Source organism: Steroidobacter agaridevorans (genome assembly GCF_009932555.1).
Classification (GTDB): Bacteria; Pseudomonadota; Gammaproteobacteria; order Steroidobacterales; family Steroidobacteraceae; genus Steroidobacter; species Steroidobacter agaridevorans.
Genome location: NZ_BLJO01000001.1, coordinates 1,593,296 through 1,607,259, shown reverse-complemented (window position 1 = coordinate 1,607,259; position 13,964 = coordinate 1,593,296). Strand labels below are relative to the sequence as shown.

At 62.8% G+C, this 13,964-nt stretch carries 28 protein-coding genes; all 28 read left to right on the top strand.

Annotated features, from left to right (window positions below):
* Positions 1–74 (top strand): EF-Tu C-terminal domain-related protein (locus tag GYH35_RS06920; RefSeq protein WP_202624134.1); only part of this gene is annotated, 74 nt, incomplete at its 5' end.
* A gap of 54 nt (positions 75–128) precedes the next feature.
* On the top strand, positions 129–443 hold the full coding sequence (gene rpsJ, locus GYH35_RS06915) for a 30S ribosomal protein S10 (protein WP_129644601.1): 315 nt from the start codon (positions 129–131) through the stop codon (positions 441–443).
* Between the two features lie 305 nt (positions 444–748).
* Positions 749–1,441, top strand: a complete 693-nt coding sequence (gene rplC, locus GYH35_RS06910; RefSeq protein WP_129644602.1) for a 50S ribosomal protein L3 — start codon at positions 749–751, stop codon at positions 1,439–1,441.
* A gap of 12 nt (positions 1,442–1,453) precedes the next feature.
* The gene (gene rplD, locus GYH35_RS06905) at positions 1,454–2,071 is read left to right on the top strand and encodes a 50S ribosomal protein L4 (protein WP_129644604.1); all 618 of its coding nucleotides are present in this window, start codon (positions 1,454–1,456) and stop codon (positions 2,069–2,071) included.
* The gene (rplW, locus tag GYH35_RS06900) at positions 2,068–2,367 is read left to right on the top strand and encodes a 50S ribosomal protein L23 (protein WP_161816275.1); all 300 of its coding nucleotides are present in this window, start codon (positions 2,068–2,070) and stop codon (positions 2,365–2,367) included. Before rplD ends, rplW begins: the two co-directional genes overlap by 4 nt.
* A gap of 30 nt (positions 2,368–2,397) precedes the next feature.
* The gene (gene rplB, locus GYH35_RS06895) at positions 2,398–3,222 is read left to right on the top strand and encodes a 50S ribosomal protein L2 (RefSeq protein ID WP_129644608.1); all 825 of its coding nucleotides are present in this window, start codon (positions 2,398–2,400) and stop codon (positions 3,220–3,222) included.
* 18 nt (positions 3,223–3,240) lie between these two features.
* Positions 3,241–3,519 carry a 30S ribosomal protein S19 gene (gene rpsS / locus GYH35_RS06890; RefSeq protein WP_129775238.1) on the top strand — a complete coding sequence of 93 codons (279 nt, stop codon included), beginning with the start codon at positions 3,241–3,243 and terminating at the stop codon, positions 3,517–3,519.
* Between the two features lie 5 nt (positions 3,520–3,524).
* Positions 3,525–3,866 carry a 50S ribosomal protein L22 gene (gene rplV / locus GYH35_RS06885; RefSeq protein ID WP_161816276.1) on the top strand — a complete coding sequence of 114 codons (342 nt, stop codon included), beginning with the start codon at positions 3,525–3,527 and terminating at the stop codon, positions 3,864–3,866.
* Positions 3,867–3,871: 5 nt separating this feature from the next.
* A complete protein-coding gene (gene rpsC / locus GYH35_RS06880; protein WP_161816277.1) occupies positions 3,872–4,570 on the top strand; it encodes a 30S ribosomal protein S3 in 699 nt (232 codons plus the stop codon).
* A gap of 11 nt (positions 4,571–4,581) precedes the next feature.
* Positions 4,582–4,995 carry a 50S ribosomal protein L16 gene (rplP, locus tag GYH35_RS06875; RefSeq protein ID WP_161816278.1) on the top strand — a complete coding sequence of 138 codons (414 nt, stop codon included), beginning with the start codon at positions 4,582–4,584 and terminating at the stop codon, positions 4,993–4,995.
* A 31-nt stretch (positions 4,996–5,026) separates the two neighbouring features.
* Positions 5,027–5,233 carry a 50S ribosomal protein L29 gene (gene rpmC / locus GYH35_RS06870; RefSeq protein ID WP_161816279.1) on the top strand — a complete coding sequence of 69 codons (207 nt, stop codon included), beginning with the start codon at positions 5,027–5,029 and terminating at the stop codon, positions 5,231–5,233.
* 2 nt (positions 5,234–5,235) lie between these two features.
* Positions 5,236–5,526: a 30S ribosomal protein S17 gene (gene rpsQ / locus GYH35_RS06865; RefSeq protein ID WP_161816280.1), complete on the top strand. Its 291-nt coding sequence runs from the start codon at positions 5,236–5,238 to the stop codon at positions 5,524–5,526.
* On the top strand, positions 5,523–5,891 hold the full coding sequence (gene rplN, locus GYH35_RS06860) for a 50S ribosomal protein L14 (protein WP_129775232.1): 369 nt from the start codon (positions 5,523–5,525) through the stop codon (positions 5,889–5,891). Before rpsQ ends, rplN begins: the two co-directional genes overlap by 4 nt.
* A 10-nt stretch (positions 5,892–5,901) precedes the next feature.
* Positions 5,902–6,216, top strand: a complete 315-nt coding sequence (rplX, locus tag GYH35_RS06855) for a 50S ribosomal protein L24 (RefSeq protein ID WP_129644624.1) — start codon at positions 5,902–5,904, stop codon at positions 6,214–6,216.
* Positions 6,217–6,246: 30 nt separating this feature from the next.
* Entirely contained in the window at positions 6,247–6,792 is a 546-nt protein-coding gene (rplE, locus tag GYH35_RS06850) for a 50S ribosomal protein L5 (RefSeq protein WP_129775230.1), read from the top strand.
* A 17-nt stretch (positions 6,793–6,809) separates the two neighbouring features.
* A complete protein-coding gene (gene rpsN / locus GYH35_RS06845) occupies positions 6,810–7,115 on the top strand; it encodes a 30S ribosomal protein S14 (RefSeq protein ID WP_116808881.1) in 306 nt (101 codons plus the stop codon).
* Positions 7,116–7,142: 27 nt separating this feature from the next.
* Positions 7,143–7,538: a 30S ribosomal protein S8 gene (gene rpsH, locus GYH35_RS06840; RefSeq protein WP_161816281.1), complete on the top strand. Its 396-nt coding sequence runs from the start codon at positions 7,143–7,145 to the stop codon at positions 7,536–7,538.
* 15 nt (positions 7,539–7,553) lie between these two features.
* Positions 7,554–8,090, top strand: coding sequence for a 50S ribosomal protein L6 (rplF, locus tag GYH35_RS06835; RefSeq protein ID WP_161816282.1), 537 nt, complete (start codon positions 7,554–7,556; stop codon positions 8,088–8,090).
* A 52-nt stretch (positions 8,091–8,142) separates the two neighbouring features.
* A complete protein-coding gene (gene rplR / locus GYH35_RS06830; RefSeq protein ID WP_129644632.1) occupies positions 8,143–8,493 on the top strand; it encodes a 50S ribosomal protein L18 in 351 nt (116 codons plus the stop codon).
* Between the two features lie 12 nt (positions 8,494–8,505).
* The gene (gene rpsE / locus GYH35_RS06825; RefSeq protein ID WP_161816283.1) at positions 8,506–9,015 is read left to right on the top strand and encodes a 30S ribosomal protein S5; all 510 of its coding nucleotides are present in this window, start codon (positions 8,506–8,508) and stop codon (positions 9,013–9,015) included.
* 40 nt (positions 9,016–9,055) lie between these two features.
* Positions 9,056–9,256: a 50S ribosomal protein L30 gene (gene rpmD, locus GYH35_RS06820; RefSeq protein WP_161816284.1), complete on the top strand. Its 201-nt coding sequence runs from the start codon at positions 9,056–9,058 to the stop codon at positions 9,254–9,256.
* Positions 9,257–9,271: 15 nt separating this feature from the next.
* Positions 9,272–9,721, top strand: coding sequence for a 50S ribosomal protein L15 (gene rplO / locus GYH35_RS06815; RefSeq protein WP_161816384.1), 450 nt, complete (start codon positions 9,272–9,274; stop codon positions 9,719–9,721).
* A 98-nt stretch (positions 9,722–9,819) separates the two neighbouring features.
* Entirely contained in the window at positions 9,820–11,118 is a 1,299-nt protein-coding gene (gene secY / locus GYH35_RS06810; protein ID WP_161816385.1) for a preprotein translocase subunit SecY, read from the top strand.
* 46 nt (positions 11,119–11,164) lie between these two features.
* The gene (gene rpmJ / locus GYH35_RS06805; protein WP_116808875.1) at positions 11,165–11,278 is read left to right on the top strand and encodes a 50S ribosomal protein L36; all 114 of its coding nucleotides are present in this window, start codon (positions 11,165–11,167) and stop codon (positions 11,276–11,278) included.
* Positions 11,279–11,368: 90 nt separating this feature from the next.
* Positions 11,369–11,746: a 30S ribosomal protein S13 gene (gene rpsM, locus GYH35_RS06800; RefSeq protein ID WP_161816285.1), complete on the top strand. Its 378-nt coding sequence runs from the start codon at positions 11,369–11,371 to the stop codon at positions 11,744–11,746.
* Positions 11,747–11,765: 19 nt separating this feature from the next.
* Entirely contained in the window at positions 11,766–12,173 is a 408-nt protein-coding gene (gene rpsK / locus GYH35_RS06795) for a 30S ribosomal protein S11 (protein ID WP_161816286.1), read from the top strand.
* A gap of 20 nt (positions 12,174–12,193) precedes the next feature.
* Positions 12,194–12,817: a 30S ribosomal protein S4 gene (rpsD, locus tag GYH35_RS06790; RefSeq protein WP_161816287.1), complete on the top strand. Its 624-nt coding sequence runs from the start codon at positions 12,194–12,196 to the stop codon at positions 12,815–12,817.
* 103 nt (positions 12,818–12,920) lie between these two features.
* On the top strand, positions 12,921–13,925 hold the full coding sequence (locus GYH35_RS06785) for a DNA-directed RNA polymerase subunit alpha (protein WP_116808871.1): 1,005 nt from the start codon (positions 12,921–12,923) through the stop codon (positions 13,923–13,925).
* Positions 13,926–13,964: the final 39 nt, after the last annotated feature.

Here is a 13,964-nt window from a genome sequence, read left to right as displayed (position 1 = left end):
AAGGCCTGCGCTTCGCCATCCGTGAAGGCGGCAAGACGGTCGGCGCCGGCGTCGTCGCCAAGATCATCAAGTAATCGATTCAACACGCGGCGGCGGGCCATACCCCGCCCGCCGCTGCGAGAAATCACATGGCTACGAATCAAAACATCCGCATCCGCCTGAAAGCGTTCGATCACCGGCTGATCGACAACTCGGCGCGTGAAATCGTCGAGACCGCCAAGCGCACCGGCGCCACGGTCAAGGGTCCGGTGCCGCTGCCGACCAAGATGGAGCGCTTCACGCTGCTGGTCTCCCCGCACGGCGACAAGGACGCCCGCGACCAGTACGAGATCCGCACCCACAAGCGCCTGATGGACATCCTGAACCCGACGGACAAGACCGTCGACGCGCTGATGAAGCTGGAATTGCCGGCTGGCGTGGACGTGCAGATCAAGCTGAACTAATGGTTTTGGGTCACGGGCTTAGCGCCCGTGACCGAGTATTTCTGTGGCGCGCTTGCAAAGTCAGTCCACCTGACTATAATTCGCGCCTCTTTTGCGCCGAGGTCTGGCCCTGACGGGGTACCGCTCGAGATGCATGACCAGCCCAGCTGGTCGTTCCTCTCGAATTCCTGTCGCCGATTTCACTGCATAGAAAGTTTTACCGCTTGCGGCCAATCGTAGTCGCGGGCGTTGGATCAGCGCGGTGTCGCACCGTACCGGTCATGAGCCGGGACGGGCGGTGTCGCCGTAATTAACGAGGAATCACGATGAGCGCTGCCAAGACCCCAGGTCTGGTCGGTCGTAAGGCGGGTATGACGCGCGTCTTCACTGAAGCGGGCGAGACCGTGCCGGTGACCGTCATCGAAGCCGTGCCGAACCGCGTTACGCAGGTTCGTACGCTCGAGGCCGATGGCTATCGCGCTGTGCAGGTCGCCGTCGGCGATCGCAAGGCGTCCCATACCAACAAGCCCCTCACGGGCCATTACGCCAAAGTCAAAGTCGCTCCCGGCAAGCAGCTGGTCGAGTTCCGTTTGAACGGCGAAGACATGAAGGATGTCGCCGCGGGCTTCGAGCTCAAGGTCGACGCGTTCGAAGTGGGCCAGGTCGTCGATGTGACCGGCACCACGATCGGTAAGGGCTTCGCCGGCACCATGAAGCGCCACAACTTCGGCGGTCTGCCGGCTACGCACGGTGTCTCCGTGTCGCACCGCTCGCCGGGTTCTATCGGTCAGCGCCAGACCCCGGGCCGCGTGTTCAAGGGCAAGCGCATGTCCGGCCACATGGGCCAGGTCCGTCGCACCATCGAAAATCTCAGCGTCGTGCGCATCGATGCCGAGCGCAATTTGATCCTGATCCGCGGCGCCGTTCCGGGCGCTCCGGGTAGCCAGGTGATCGTGCGCCCGTCGGTGAAGGCTGCTGCGCAACTGCGCCGCAAGCGCGTTGCCCCGGCGAAGAAGTAAGAGTAGTCGCCCATGAACCTCAAACTCATCAGCAAAGGCGCGCAGGCTCAGGACGTCCAGGTCTCCGACGCGACGTTCGCCCGCGAGTACAACGAATCCCTGGTGCACCAGATCATCGTCGCCTACATGGCGGCGGGTCGTGCGGGCACCAAAGCGCAGAAGACCAAGGCCGAAGTGCGTGGCGGCGGCATCAAGCCGTGGCGTCAGAAGGGCACCGGTCAGGCGCGTGCCGGCTCCATCCGCAGCCCGATCTGGGTCGGCGGTGGCCGTGCGTTCGCTGCCAAGCCGCGTGACTTCTCGCAGAAAGTGAACCGCAAGATGTATCGCGCGGCGCTGCAGGCCATGTTGTCGCAGCTGGCCCGCACCGATCGCCTGCAGGTGGTCAACGGCATCGAGCTCGAAGCCCCGAAGACCAAGCTGCTGGTGCAGAAACTGAAAGATCTGAACCAGGGCGACAACGTGCTGGTGCTGGTCGAGGCCTTCGACGAGAAGTTGGAGCTGGCCTCGCGCAACCTGCCGTATGTCGACGTGTTGCCGGTGAGCGCGCTCGATCCGCTGAGCCTCGCTCGTCATGACCAAGTGCTCGCGACGGTCGGTGCCGTTCGCCTGCTCGAAGAGAGGCTCGCATGAGTCAGGAAAAGCTGATGAACGTGCTGCTCGGACCGCATGTGTCCGAGAAGAGCGCGCGTATCGCCGAGACGGCGAACCAATTCGTGTTCCGCGTGCGTCGCGATGCCACCAGCGGTGACATCAAAGCCGCGGTCGAACTGATGTTCGAAGTCAAAGTGGCGGACGTGAACGTGGTGAACGTCGGCGGCAAGCAGAAGCGCTTCGGCCAGCGGGTTGGCCGCCGGCAGGACTACAAGAAGGCTTATGTGCGCCTGGCCCCGGGTCAGAGCATCGACCTGACCGGTACCGAGGCCTAACGGCCCACCGGCAGCATCAGGAAATCAGTCATGGCATTGATCAAGTCCAAACCGACCTCGCCGGGCCGTCGCTTCCAGGTCAAGATCTCGCGCGATCACCTCCACAAGGGTGGCCCCGAGACTTCGCTGGTTCAGCACAAGAACTCGACCGGCGCGCGCAACCACTTCGGCCGTCAGACGGTCCGCCACCAGGGCGGCGGTCACAAGCAGAAGTACCGCGTCATCGACTTCCTGCGCGACAAAGACGGCATTGCCGGCAAAGTCGAGCGTCTCGAATACGATCCGAACCGCACCGCGCATCTCGCGCTCGTGCTGTACAAGGATGGCGAGCGCCGTTACATCATCGCGCCGAAGGACGTTGCTCCTGGCGACGCCGTGATGTCGGGCGCCGAAGCCCCGATCAAGGCTGGCAACGCGATGCAGCTGCGCCACATTCCGATCGGCACCACGATCCATTGCATCGAGCTGAAGCCTGGCAAGGGCGCGCAGCTCGCACGCAGCGCCGGCGGCTCGGCCCAGCTGGCCGCTCGCGAAGGCATGTACGCGACGATCCGCCTGCGCTCCACCGAGATGCGCAAGGTGCACGTCGACTGCCGCGCGACCGTTGGCGAGGTTTCTAACGGCGAACACAACCTGCGCAAGTACGGCAAGGCCGGCGCCATCCGTTGGCGCGGCGTCCGTCCGACGGTGCGCGGTGTGGTCATGAACCCGGTCGATCACCCGCACGGTGGTGGTGAAGGTAAGTCCGGCCAGGGTAATCCGCATCCGGTGAGCCCATGGGGTTGGAACACCAAGGGCAAGAAGACGCGTCGTAACAAGCGCACGGCGGGCATGATCATCCGCCGCCGTAATTGAGCTTAAGAGGATAGCAACGTGCCTCGTTCCGTAAAGAAAGGTCCGTTCGTCGACCTGCACCTCGCCAAGAAGGTGCGCGTCGCCGCCGAGAAGAACGATCGTCGCCCGATCAAGACCTGGTCGCGCCGTTCGATGATCCTGCCGGATTTCGTCGGCCTGACGCTCGCCGTGCATAACGGTCGCCAGCACATCCCCGTGCTCGTGTCCGAGAACATGGTCGGCCACAAGCTGGGTGAGTTCGCGCCGACGCGTACCTTCAAAGGTCACTCGGGCGACAAGAAGAGCTCGGCGGAGTAATCGCAATGCAAGTTGCTGCCAAACTGAAGTACGCGCGCATCTCTCCGCAGAAGTGCCGCCTGATCGCGGACATGGTCCGCGGCAAGCCTGTCGGCCTCGCGTTGAACACGCTGAAGTACACGCCGAAGAAGGGCGCGCGTCTGGTGCTGAAGGTGCTCGAGTCGGCCGTTGCGAACGCCGAGAACAATCTGAGCGCGGACGTGGATGAATTGAAAGTGCAGACCGTCACCGTCGACACCGCACCGGTGCTGAAGCGTTTCCACGCGCGTGCCAAGGGCCGCGGCAATCGGATCTGGAAGCGCAACAGTCACATCATCGTGACGGTCGGCGACGGTAAGAGCGAGTAAGAGCCATGGGTCAAAAAGTCAATCCGGTCGGCATCCGCCTCGGTATCACCCGTGAGTGGACCTCGAAGTGGTATGCCTCGAGCAAGAACTTCCCGGCGCACGTGTACACCGATTTCCAGGTGCGCGAGCTGCTGAAGAAGAAGCTGTCCGAAGCTTCGGTGAGCCGCATTCAGATCGAACGCGCCGCGCGCAAAGTGAACATCACCATTCACACCGCGCGTCCCGGCATCGTGATCGGTAAGAAGGGCGAGGACATCGAGAAGCTGCGCGGTCAGGTCTCGAAGATGATGAAGATGCCGACGGCCGACGTGCGCATCAACATCGCCGAGATCCGCAAGCCCGAACTCGACGCCATGCTGGTTGCCGAAGGCATTGCCCAGCAGCTGGAGCGTCGCGTGATGTTCCGTCGCGCCATGAAGCGCGCCGTGACCAACACCATGCGCATCGGCGCGCTCGGCATCAAGGTGCGCGTCGCGGGCCGCTTGAACGGCGCCGAAATCGCTCGCACCGAGCAGTATCGCGAAGGCCGCATTCCGCTGCACACGCTGCGCGCGGACATCGATTACGGCCTGGCTGAAGCCCGCACCAACTACGGCGTCATCGGCGTCAAGGTGTGGATCTTCAAGGGCGAAGTGTTCAACACCCAGGAACAGCCGGCTGAAGCGGCTGAAGGCCAGCAGGCTGCCGCTGAAGCGACTGCCTGAGGTAATCCATCATGATGCAACCCAAACGCACCAAGTACCGCAAGGCGTTCAAGGGCCGCAACGCCGGCCTCGCGCAGAGCGGTAACTACGTCGCCTTCGGCGACTACGGTCTGAAGGCCACCAGCCGTGCGCGCATGACTGCGCGTGAACTGGAAGCCGCGCGTCGCGCCATGACCCGCTACGTGAAGCGTGGCGGTCAGGTGTGGATCCGCGTGTTCCCGGACCTGCCGATCACCAAGAAGCCGCTCGAAGTCCGAATGGGCTCCGGTAAAGGCAACGTCGAGTACTACGTCGCCAAGATCAAGCCCGGCAAGGTGCTGTTCGAGATGGAAGGCGTGTCCGAGACCATCGCGCGCGAAGCGTTCCGTCTGGCGGCTTCCAAGCTGTCGGTGGACACGCAGTTCGTCACGCGCCAAGTGCGTTAAGCGTGATCCGCTAATTCGAGTAACGAGACCCATGAGCACCGCCAAAGAATTGCGCGCCAAGTCGCCTGCCGATCTGCAGAAAGAGCTGCTGGATCTGCGTCGCGAACAGTTCAATCTCCGCATGAACCGCGCCACCGGCCAGACCGCGAAGCCGCACGATTTCACACGCGTGCGCCGTGATATCGCGCGCTTGAAGACCGTGGCTGCCGAGCAGCGCCGCGCGAAAGGTAGTAAGTAATCATGAGCACCGAGAAGACCAAGGCTGCGCGTCAGCTGACGGGTAAGGTCGTCAGCAACAAGATGCAGAAGACCATCACGGTCGCTGTCGAGCGCTACGTGCCGCACCCGCAGTACGGCAAGTATCAGCGCCGCACGACTCAGTTCCTCGCTCATGACGAGAACAACGAAAGCCGTGAAGGCGACACCGTGGCCATCGAAGAGTGCCGCCCGCTGTCGCGTCACAAGTCCTGGCGTCTGGTGAAGATCGTCCAGCGCGCCGTGCAGGTTGAAGCCGTGGAGGCCGCGCCATGATCCAGATGCGCACGTTGTTGAATGCCGCCGATAACAGCGGCGCCCGCAGCCTGATGTGCATCAAGGTGCTCGGTGGCTCGAAGCGTCGCTACGCGACGGTCGGCGATGTCATCAAGGTCAGCATCCGTGATGCCATCCCGCGCGGCAAAGTGAAGAAGGGCGAGGTCTATGACGCCGTGGTCGTGCGCACCAAGTTCGGTGTGCGCCGTGCCGACGGCTCGCTGATCCGCTTCGACGGCAACGCCGCGGTGTTGCTGACCAACAAGCTGGAGCCGGTGGGCACCCGTATCTTCGGACCCGTGACTCGCGAGCTGCGCACCGCGCAGTTCATGAAGATCATTTCGCTGGCTCCCGAAGTTCTTTGAGAGTTGGGTCATGAACAAGATTCGTAAGGGTGACGAAGTCGTCGTGACCACCGGCCGCGATAAGGGCCGCCGTGGCACGGTGACCAAGGTTCTCGAGGGCCGCGTGGTCGTCGAGGGCATCAACATGGTCAAGCGGCACACCAAGCCGAACCCCCAGCGCAACGTGCAGGGCGGCATCGTCGAGAAAGAAAGCTCGATCGATCTGTCGAACGTCGCGTTGTGGAATCCGGTGACGAAGAAGGGCGACCGCGTGGGCATCCGCACGCTCGCCGACGGCAAGAAAGTGCGCTTCTTCAAGTCCAACAAGGAAACCGTCGACGCGTAAGCGTCGGAGCGGGTCCACAGGTAAACGAAGATGGCTAAGGCAAGACTCGAACAGTATTACCGCGACACGATCGTGTCCCAGCTCAAAGAGACGCTGGGCCTCGCGAACGTCATGGAAGTGCCGAAGATCACCAAGATCACGGTCAACATGGGCGTCGGCGAAGCGGTCGCGGACAAGAAGATCATGGACAACGCGGTCGGCGATCTCACCAAGATCACCGGTCAGAAGCCGCTGGTCACGCGCGCGCGCAAGTCGGTTGCGACCTTCAAGGTCCGCGACGGTCTGGCGATCGGCGCCAAGGTGACGCTGCGCGGCGCGCGCATGTATGAGTTCCTCGATCGTCTGGTGAGCATCGCGATGCCTCGTATCCGCGACTTCCGCGGCGTGAGTGCTCGCTCCTTCGACGGCCAGGGCAATTACAACTTTGGCGTCAAGGAACAGATCATCTTCCCGGAAATCGCATACGACCAGATCGACGCGATCCGCGGCATGGACATCACGATCACCACGACCGCCAAGGACGACAAGTCCGGCCGCGCGTTGTTGGAAGCGTTCAATTTTCCGTTCCGCAAGTAACGGCGGGAGCTAGGTTTATGGCCAAGACATCGATGGTCAATCGCGAAGACAAGCGTGCGAAGCTCGTGAAGCGCTACGCCGCCAAGCGCGCGAAGCTGAAAGAGATCATTCGCAAGCCGACTTCCACGCCGGCGGAACGCGAAGCTGCTGTCGCTCAGTTGCAGGCTCTGCCGCGCGACTCGAGCAAGAGCCGCCTGCGTAATCGCTGCGCAATCACCGGCCGTCCGCGCGGTTTCTACCGCAAGTTCGGATTGGGCCGCACCAAGCTGCGCGAAGCGACCATGCGCGGCGAAATTCCGGGCCTCGGCAAGGCCAGCTGGTAACAGCTGGTACCTCTGGAGCACGCATAAATGAGCATGACGGATCCGATCGCCGACTTCCTGACCCGTATTCGTAACGGGCAGTCTTCCGGCAAAACCGAAATCAACGCGCCGACTTCCAAGGTGAAGATCGCGATTGCCAAGGTGCTGAAGGACGAAGGCTATATCGAAGATTTCTCCGCGACTGACGTCGAGGGCAAGCCGACGCTGGCGGTACAGCTGAAGTACTTCCAGGGCCGCCCGGTCATCGACCGCCTGGAGCGCATCAGCCGTCCCGGCCTGCGCGTCTACAAGGGGAAGGACGAGCTGCCTTCCATCCTGGGCGGACTGGGTATTGCCATCGTTTCCACGTCTAAGGGCGTGATGACCGATCGCCAGGCGCGCGCTGCGGGCCACGGCGGCGAAGTCATCTGCGTCGTTTCCTAATAGGGACGCACAGCAATGTCTCGAGTAGCAAAACAGCCGGTCCCACTGCCGCAGGGCGTGACCGCCACCATCAGCGCCGACAGCATCAGCGTCAAAGGCGCCAAGGGCACGCTGAGCCTCGCGCTCAACGCGCGGCTCGTGAAAGTGGTGCAGGACGCCGCTGCGCTGAAGGTGGAGAAGGCCAACGACGGTCGCGAAGCCGACATGGTCGCCGGTTCCACGCGCGCGCACCTCGCCAACATCGTGCAGGGTGTGAGCAAGGGCTACGAGCGAAAGCTCGAGCTCGTCGGCGTCGGTTACCGCGCCGCTGCGCAGGGCAAGAACCTGAACCTCACGCTGGGTTTTTCGCACCCGGTCGTCTACACGGCGCCCGAGGGCATCACCATCGAGACGCCGAGCCAGACCGAGATTCTGGTCAAGGGCTTCGACGTGCAGAAGCTCGGCCAGGTCTGCGCCGACATCCGCGCGTTCCGCCCGCCCGAGCCGTACAAGGGCAAGGGCGTGCGCTATGCCGGCGAGAAGATCGAACTGAAGGAAGCCAAGAAGAAGTGATATCGGCCCAGGCGTCGTGCCAGAGGGTACCGGTCATTTCGGGAAATTAGTTATGAACAAAAATGCTCAACGACTGCGCCGTGCGATCCGCTCGCGCGCCAAGATCCGCGAACTGAAAGTTCTGCGGCTGTCGGTGCATCGTACGTCACAGCACATCTACGCCCAGATCTTCGACACCGAGTCGAAGGTGCTGGCGGTTGCGTCGACCCTGCAGAAGGACGTGGCCGCGGGTTTGAAGGGCACCGGCAATGCGACCGCCGCTGCCGCGGTCGGCAAGGCAATTGCCGAGCGCGCCAAGGCGAAGGGCATCACCAAGGTGGCCTTCGATCGTTCCGGCTTCAAGTTCCACGGTCGTATCAAGGCGCTGGCCGATGCCGCGCGTGAGAACGGTCTGGAATTCTAAGAGAGACACCACATGGCCAGAGTTGAAAAGAACCAGGCGGGCGACGAGTACATCGAGAAGCTCGTTGCGGTGAACCGCGTCGCCAAAGTCGTGAAGGGCGGCCGCCAGTTCGGCTTCACCGCGCTCACCGTGGTGGGCGACGGTCGCGGCAAGGTCGGCTTCGGTTACGGCAAGGCGCGTGAAGTGCCGGTCGCGATCCAGAAGGCGATGCAGGCGGCTCGCAAGAACCTGTCGACGGTGTCGCTGAAGAACGCGACGCTGCACTACGCAGTGTCGGGCCGTCATGGCGCGACTCGCGTGCACATGCAGCCGGCCGCCGACGGTACGGGCTTGATCGCGGGCGGCGGTATGCGCGCCGTGTTCGAGTGTGCCGGTGTGCGCAACGTGCTCGCCAAGAGCTACGGCTCGCGTAACCCGATCAACATCGTGCGCGCCACGATGAATGCGTTGAACAGCGCGCAGTCGCCCGATGACATCGCGGCGAAGCGTGGCAAGAGCGTCGAGGAAATCCTCGGCCAGTAAGCCGAGAGATTCTCTGCGCGGACCAATTTAGGAAGTCGTCATGGCAAGCAACAAGGGCTACAAAGTCACGCTCGTAAAGAGTGTCTTCGGCCAGCTCAAGGCTCATCGCGCCACCGTGCGCGGCCTGGGTCTGCGTCGTATTCGTGACACCGTGACCGTGGCGGATACGCCGGAAATTCGCGGCATGCTGAGCGCCTCGCGTCACCTGCTGAAAGTTGAAGAGTTGAAGGGCTCTAATTAAATGAGTACCGAAAGCATGCGCCTCAATGAGATCTCGCCCGCTCCGGGCAGCAAAAAGACGCGTCTGCGCGTCGGTCGCGGCGCTTCCGCCGGCCAGGGCAAGACCTGCGGCCGCGGCGTGAAGGGTCAGCGCGCGCGTAAGGGCGGCTACCACAAGGTCGGCTTCGAAGGCGGCCAGATGCCCATCCAGCGCCGGCTGCCGAAGTTCGGCTTCCGCTCCAAGATCGCCCCGCTGGTTGCCGAAGTGCGCCTGTCGGAGCTTGCAAAGGTCAAAGGCGACGTCATTGACTTGGACGTCCTGCGTGCCAACAACCTGGTGCCGGCGTTTTCCGAGCGCGCGCGCATCGTGTTGTCGGGTGGCATCAGCCGCGCGGTGACCGTCAAAGGCGTGCACCTGACGAAGGGCGCCAAGGCTGCCATCGAGGCGGCCGGCGGCAAGATCGAAGCGGTCGAGGCTGCCAAGTAAGCAGCCTCTGACGGTTCGACAGTAACGATTCACTGAACGACAAGGACTCCGTGGCCACCAAACCCGCCACCGCTGCGTCTCTGTCCGCCTTCGGCGAGATGACCCGCTTCGCAGAGCTGCGACAGCGGTTGTTCTTCTTGCTGGGCGCGTTGATCGTGTATCGCATCGGCACGTTTATTCCGGCACCGGGCATCGACCCGGTGGCGCTCGCGCGCTTCTTCCAGGAGCAGCAGGGCACCATCCTGGACATCTTCAACATGTTCTCCGGCGGCGCGCTGGAGCGGTTGTCGATCTTCGCGCTGGGCGTCATGCCGTACATTTCCGCGTCCATCATCATTCAGATGATGGCGGTGGTCGTGCCGTCGCTGGCCGCGATCAAGAAGGAAGGCGAGTCGGGCCGTCGCAAGCTGACTCAGTACACCCGCTACGGCACGGTCGCGCTGGCGGCAGTGCAGGGCGCCTCGGCGGCCATCGCGTTCCAGAACCAGGGCGTGGTCGTGGCTCCGGGCCCGCAGTTCGTGTTCGTCGCGACCATGACGTTGATCGCCGGCACGATGTTCCTGATGTGGCTGGGTGAGCAGATCACCGAGCGCGGCCTGGGCAACGGCATTTCGATGATCATTCTGGCCGGCATCGTGGCGGGTCTGCCCGCGGCGATCGGCGGAACCTTGGAACTGGTGCGCACCGGTGAAATCAATCCGGCCGTGGCGCTGGTGCTGTTCATCATGGTGATCGGCGTGACGGCGTTCGTGGTGTTCGTGGAGCGCGGCCAGCGTCGCATCCAGGTGAACTACGCGAAGCGTCAGCAGGGCCGTAAGCTGTACGCCGGCCAGAGCACGCACCTGCCGTTCAAGTTGAACATGTCGGGCGTGATTCCGCCGATCTTCGCGTCCAGCTTGCTGCTGTTCCCGGCGACGATCGCCAGCTGGGGCGGCACGTCGGGCAATTTCTCGTGGCTGCAGAACGTGTCCACGGCGCTGACCCCGGGTCAGCCGGCGCACATGATCCTGTACGGCGGTCTGATCATTTTCTTCTGCTTCTTCTACACCGCGCTGGTGTTCAACTCGCGCGAGACGGCGGAGAACCTGAAGAAGTCGGGCGCCTTCATTCCGGGCATCCGCCCGGGTCAGCAGACCGGCGAGTACATCGACAAGGTGCTGACGCGGCTGACGGTGTGGGGCGCGCTGTACGTGACCATCGTCTGCTTGCTGCCGGAGTTCCTGATCTCGCGCTTCAGCGTGCCGTTCTACTTCGGTGGCACCTCGCTGCTGATCATGGTCGTGGTGATCATGGACTTCCAGGCGCAGGTCGCGGCACACCTGATGTCGCACCAGTACGAAGGCCTGATGAAGAAGGCCAACCTGCGCGGCTATGGCCGCCCGGGCCAGCAGAATTAAGTCGGTATTTGATGGCGGACGGCCAGGCGGTCCGCAGGAGTGAGTCATGAAGGTCCGTGCATCAGTCAAGAAGATCTGCAAGAACTGCAAGGTCGTGCGCCGCCGCCGCGTGGTGTACGTAATCTGCTCCGACGCGCGTCATAAGCAGCGCCAGGGCTGATAAGCCTCGGCTGGCAGTCTTTAAAGCATTGAGTTACAGGGTTTTTTAGTTTACAGTTCCGCGCTTTTCGTCGCGGGGAGTAGTCCGCAGATGGCTCGCATTGCCGGCGTCAACATTCCGATGAACAAGCATGTGTGGGTTGGCCTCACACATATCTACGGTATCGGCCGCACCCAGGCTCAGAAGGCCTGTGACACTGCGGGCGTCAAGCAGAACACGCTGGTGAAGAACCTCACCGACGCGGAAGTGGCTGCGCTGCGTTCGGCGATCAGCAAGCTCACCGTCGAAGGCGATCTGCGCCGTGAAGTGTCCATGAACATCAAGCGTCTGATGGACCTCGGTTGCTACCGCGGCATCCGTCACCGTCGCGGCCTGCCGCTGCGCGGCCAGCGTACGCGCACCAACGCCCGCACCCGCAAGGGTCCGCGTAAGGCAGCGGTGAAGATGAACGTCGCGGCCGGCAAGTAACGGCTGAACCAGAGGATTTATGGCTGAGCAGAAGCAACAGGGCGGCTCCAAAGGGGGCGCTCGCAAGAAGGTCAAGAAGCATGTGACCGATGCGATTGCCCACGTGCACGCGTCGTTCAACAACACCATCGTCACGATCACCGATCGCCAGGGCAACACCCTGTCGTGGGCGACGAGCGGTGGTTGCGGTTTCCGCGGCTCTCGTAAGAGCACGCCGTTCGCCGCGCAGGTCGCCGCCGAGAAGGCTGGCACCGCCGCGCAGGAACACGGCGTGAAGATGGTGGAAGTGCGCGTCAAGGGCCCCGGCCCGGGCCGCGAATCCGCCGTCCGTGCGCTCAATGCCTGCGGCCTGAAGATCACCAACATTTCAGACGTCACGCCGATCCCGCACAACGGCTGCCGTCCGCCCAAAAAGCGCCGCGTCTAACGCGTCGCTAAGGAAGTCGCATGGCTCGTTATCTTGGTCCGAAGTGCAAGCTGTCCCGCCGCGAAGGCACGGACTTGTTCTTGAAGAGCGGCGTCAAGTCGCTGGAATCGAAGTGCAAGCTGGAAGTGCCGCCGGGCGGCATCAAGGGTGAGCGTCGGGGTCGTCTGTCCGACTACGGCCTGCAGCTGCGCGAGAAGCAGAAGCTGCGCCGCATGTACGGCGTCCTTGAAAAGCAGTTCCGCAACTACTACATCAAGGCGACGGGCCGTCCGGGCGCCACGGGTTCGACCCTGCTGCAGTTCCTGGAAGGCCGCCTCGACAACGTGGTGTACCGCATGGGTTTCGCCGCCACGCGCAGCGAAGCTCGCCAGCTGGTCAGCCACAAGTCGATCTCGGTGAATGGCGAAGTGGTCAACATCCCTTCGTACCAGGTCAGCGCCGGCGACGTGATTGCCGTGCGCGAGAAGGCGCAGAAGCAGCTGCGCATCCAGACGGCGTTGCAGATCAAGTCCCAGGTCGGTTTCCCGGCGTGGGTTGAGGTCGACGAGAAGAAATTTACCGGCACGTTCAAGCAGCTGCCCGACCGCGAAGAGATTCTGCCCGAGATCAACGAGAACCTCGTGGTCGAGTTGTATTCGAAGTAATGACGTGTTTGACGGCGGATTTGAAATCCGCCGTCAACGCCTTGATCTATAGGGGACAGTTTTCGATCTGTCCCCAACACTTACCTAAACAGGTGAATGGTCCATGCAGGCATCCGTTGGCGAATTCCTGAAGCCTCGCGTCGTCAAAGTGACTCCCACGACCGCCAAACAGGCGAAGGTCGTGATCGAGCCGTTTGAGCGCGGCTTCGGACACACGCTGGGCAACGCCCTGCGCCGCGTGCTGTTGTCTTCCATGCCGGGCTGCGCGATCACCGAAGCGGAGATCGACGGTGTGCTGCATGAGTACACCAGCATCGAAGGCGTGCAGGAAGACGTTGTCGACATTTTGTTGAATCTGAAGCAGGTTGCGATCCGCCTCAATGCGCGCGAAGAGACCGAGCTGCGTCTCCACAAGAAGGGCCCGGGCCCCGTGACCGCGGGCGACATCCAGCTCGACCACGACGTGGAAGTGCTGAACACCGATCTGGTGATCGCGAATCTAACCAAGGCCGGTGAACTGAATATGACGCTCAAGGTGGAGCGCGGCCGCGGCTACCGTCCGGCCATCCAGCGCGCCACGTTCGAAGAGTCCAGCGGCCCCATCGGCCGTCTGCAGCTCGATGCGTCCTTCAGCCCGATCCGCCGCGTGACCTACACGGTCGAAAGCGCGCGCGTCGAGCAGCGCACGAACCTGGACAAGCTGATCCTGGACATCGAGACCAACGGCACGATCGACGCGGAAGAGGCGATTCGCCGCGCCGGCTCGATCCTGAAGGACCAGCTGTCGGTGTTCGTCGATCTGCAGGGCCAGGACGAGGGCGCTTCGAAGGCTGCCGAGCAGCAGTTCGATCCGATCCTGTTGCGCCCGGTGGACGAGCTCGAGCTCACGGTTCGCAGCGCGAACTGCTTGAAGGCCGAGAACATCCATTACATCGGCGACCTGGTGCAGCGGACCGAAGTGGAGCTGCTCCGTACGCCGAACCTCGGCAAGAAGTCGCTCACCGAGATCAAGGAAGTCCTGGAGAGCCATGGCCTGTCGCTCGGCATGCGCCTGGACAACTGGCCGCCGGTCAGCTTGAAGCGCGACGACGATCGCGACGTTATTTAAATGCTAGCTAGGGGCCCGCGCAGCGGGCCCCGAGTTTTG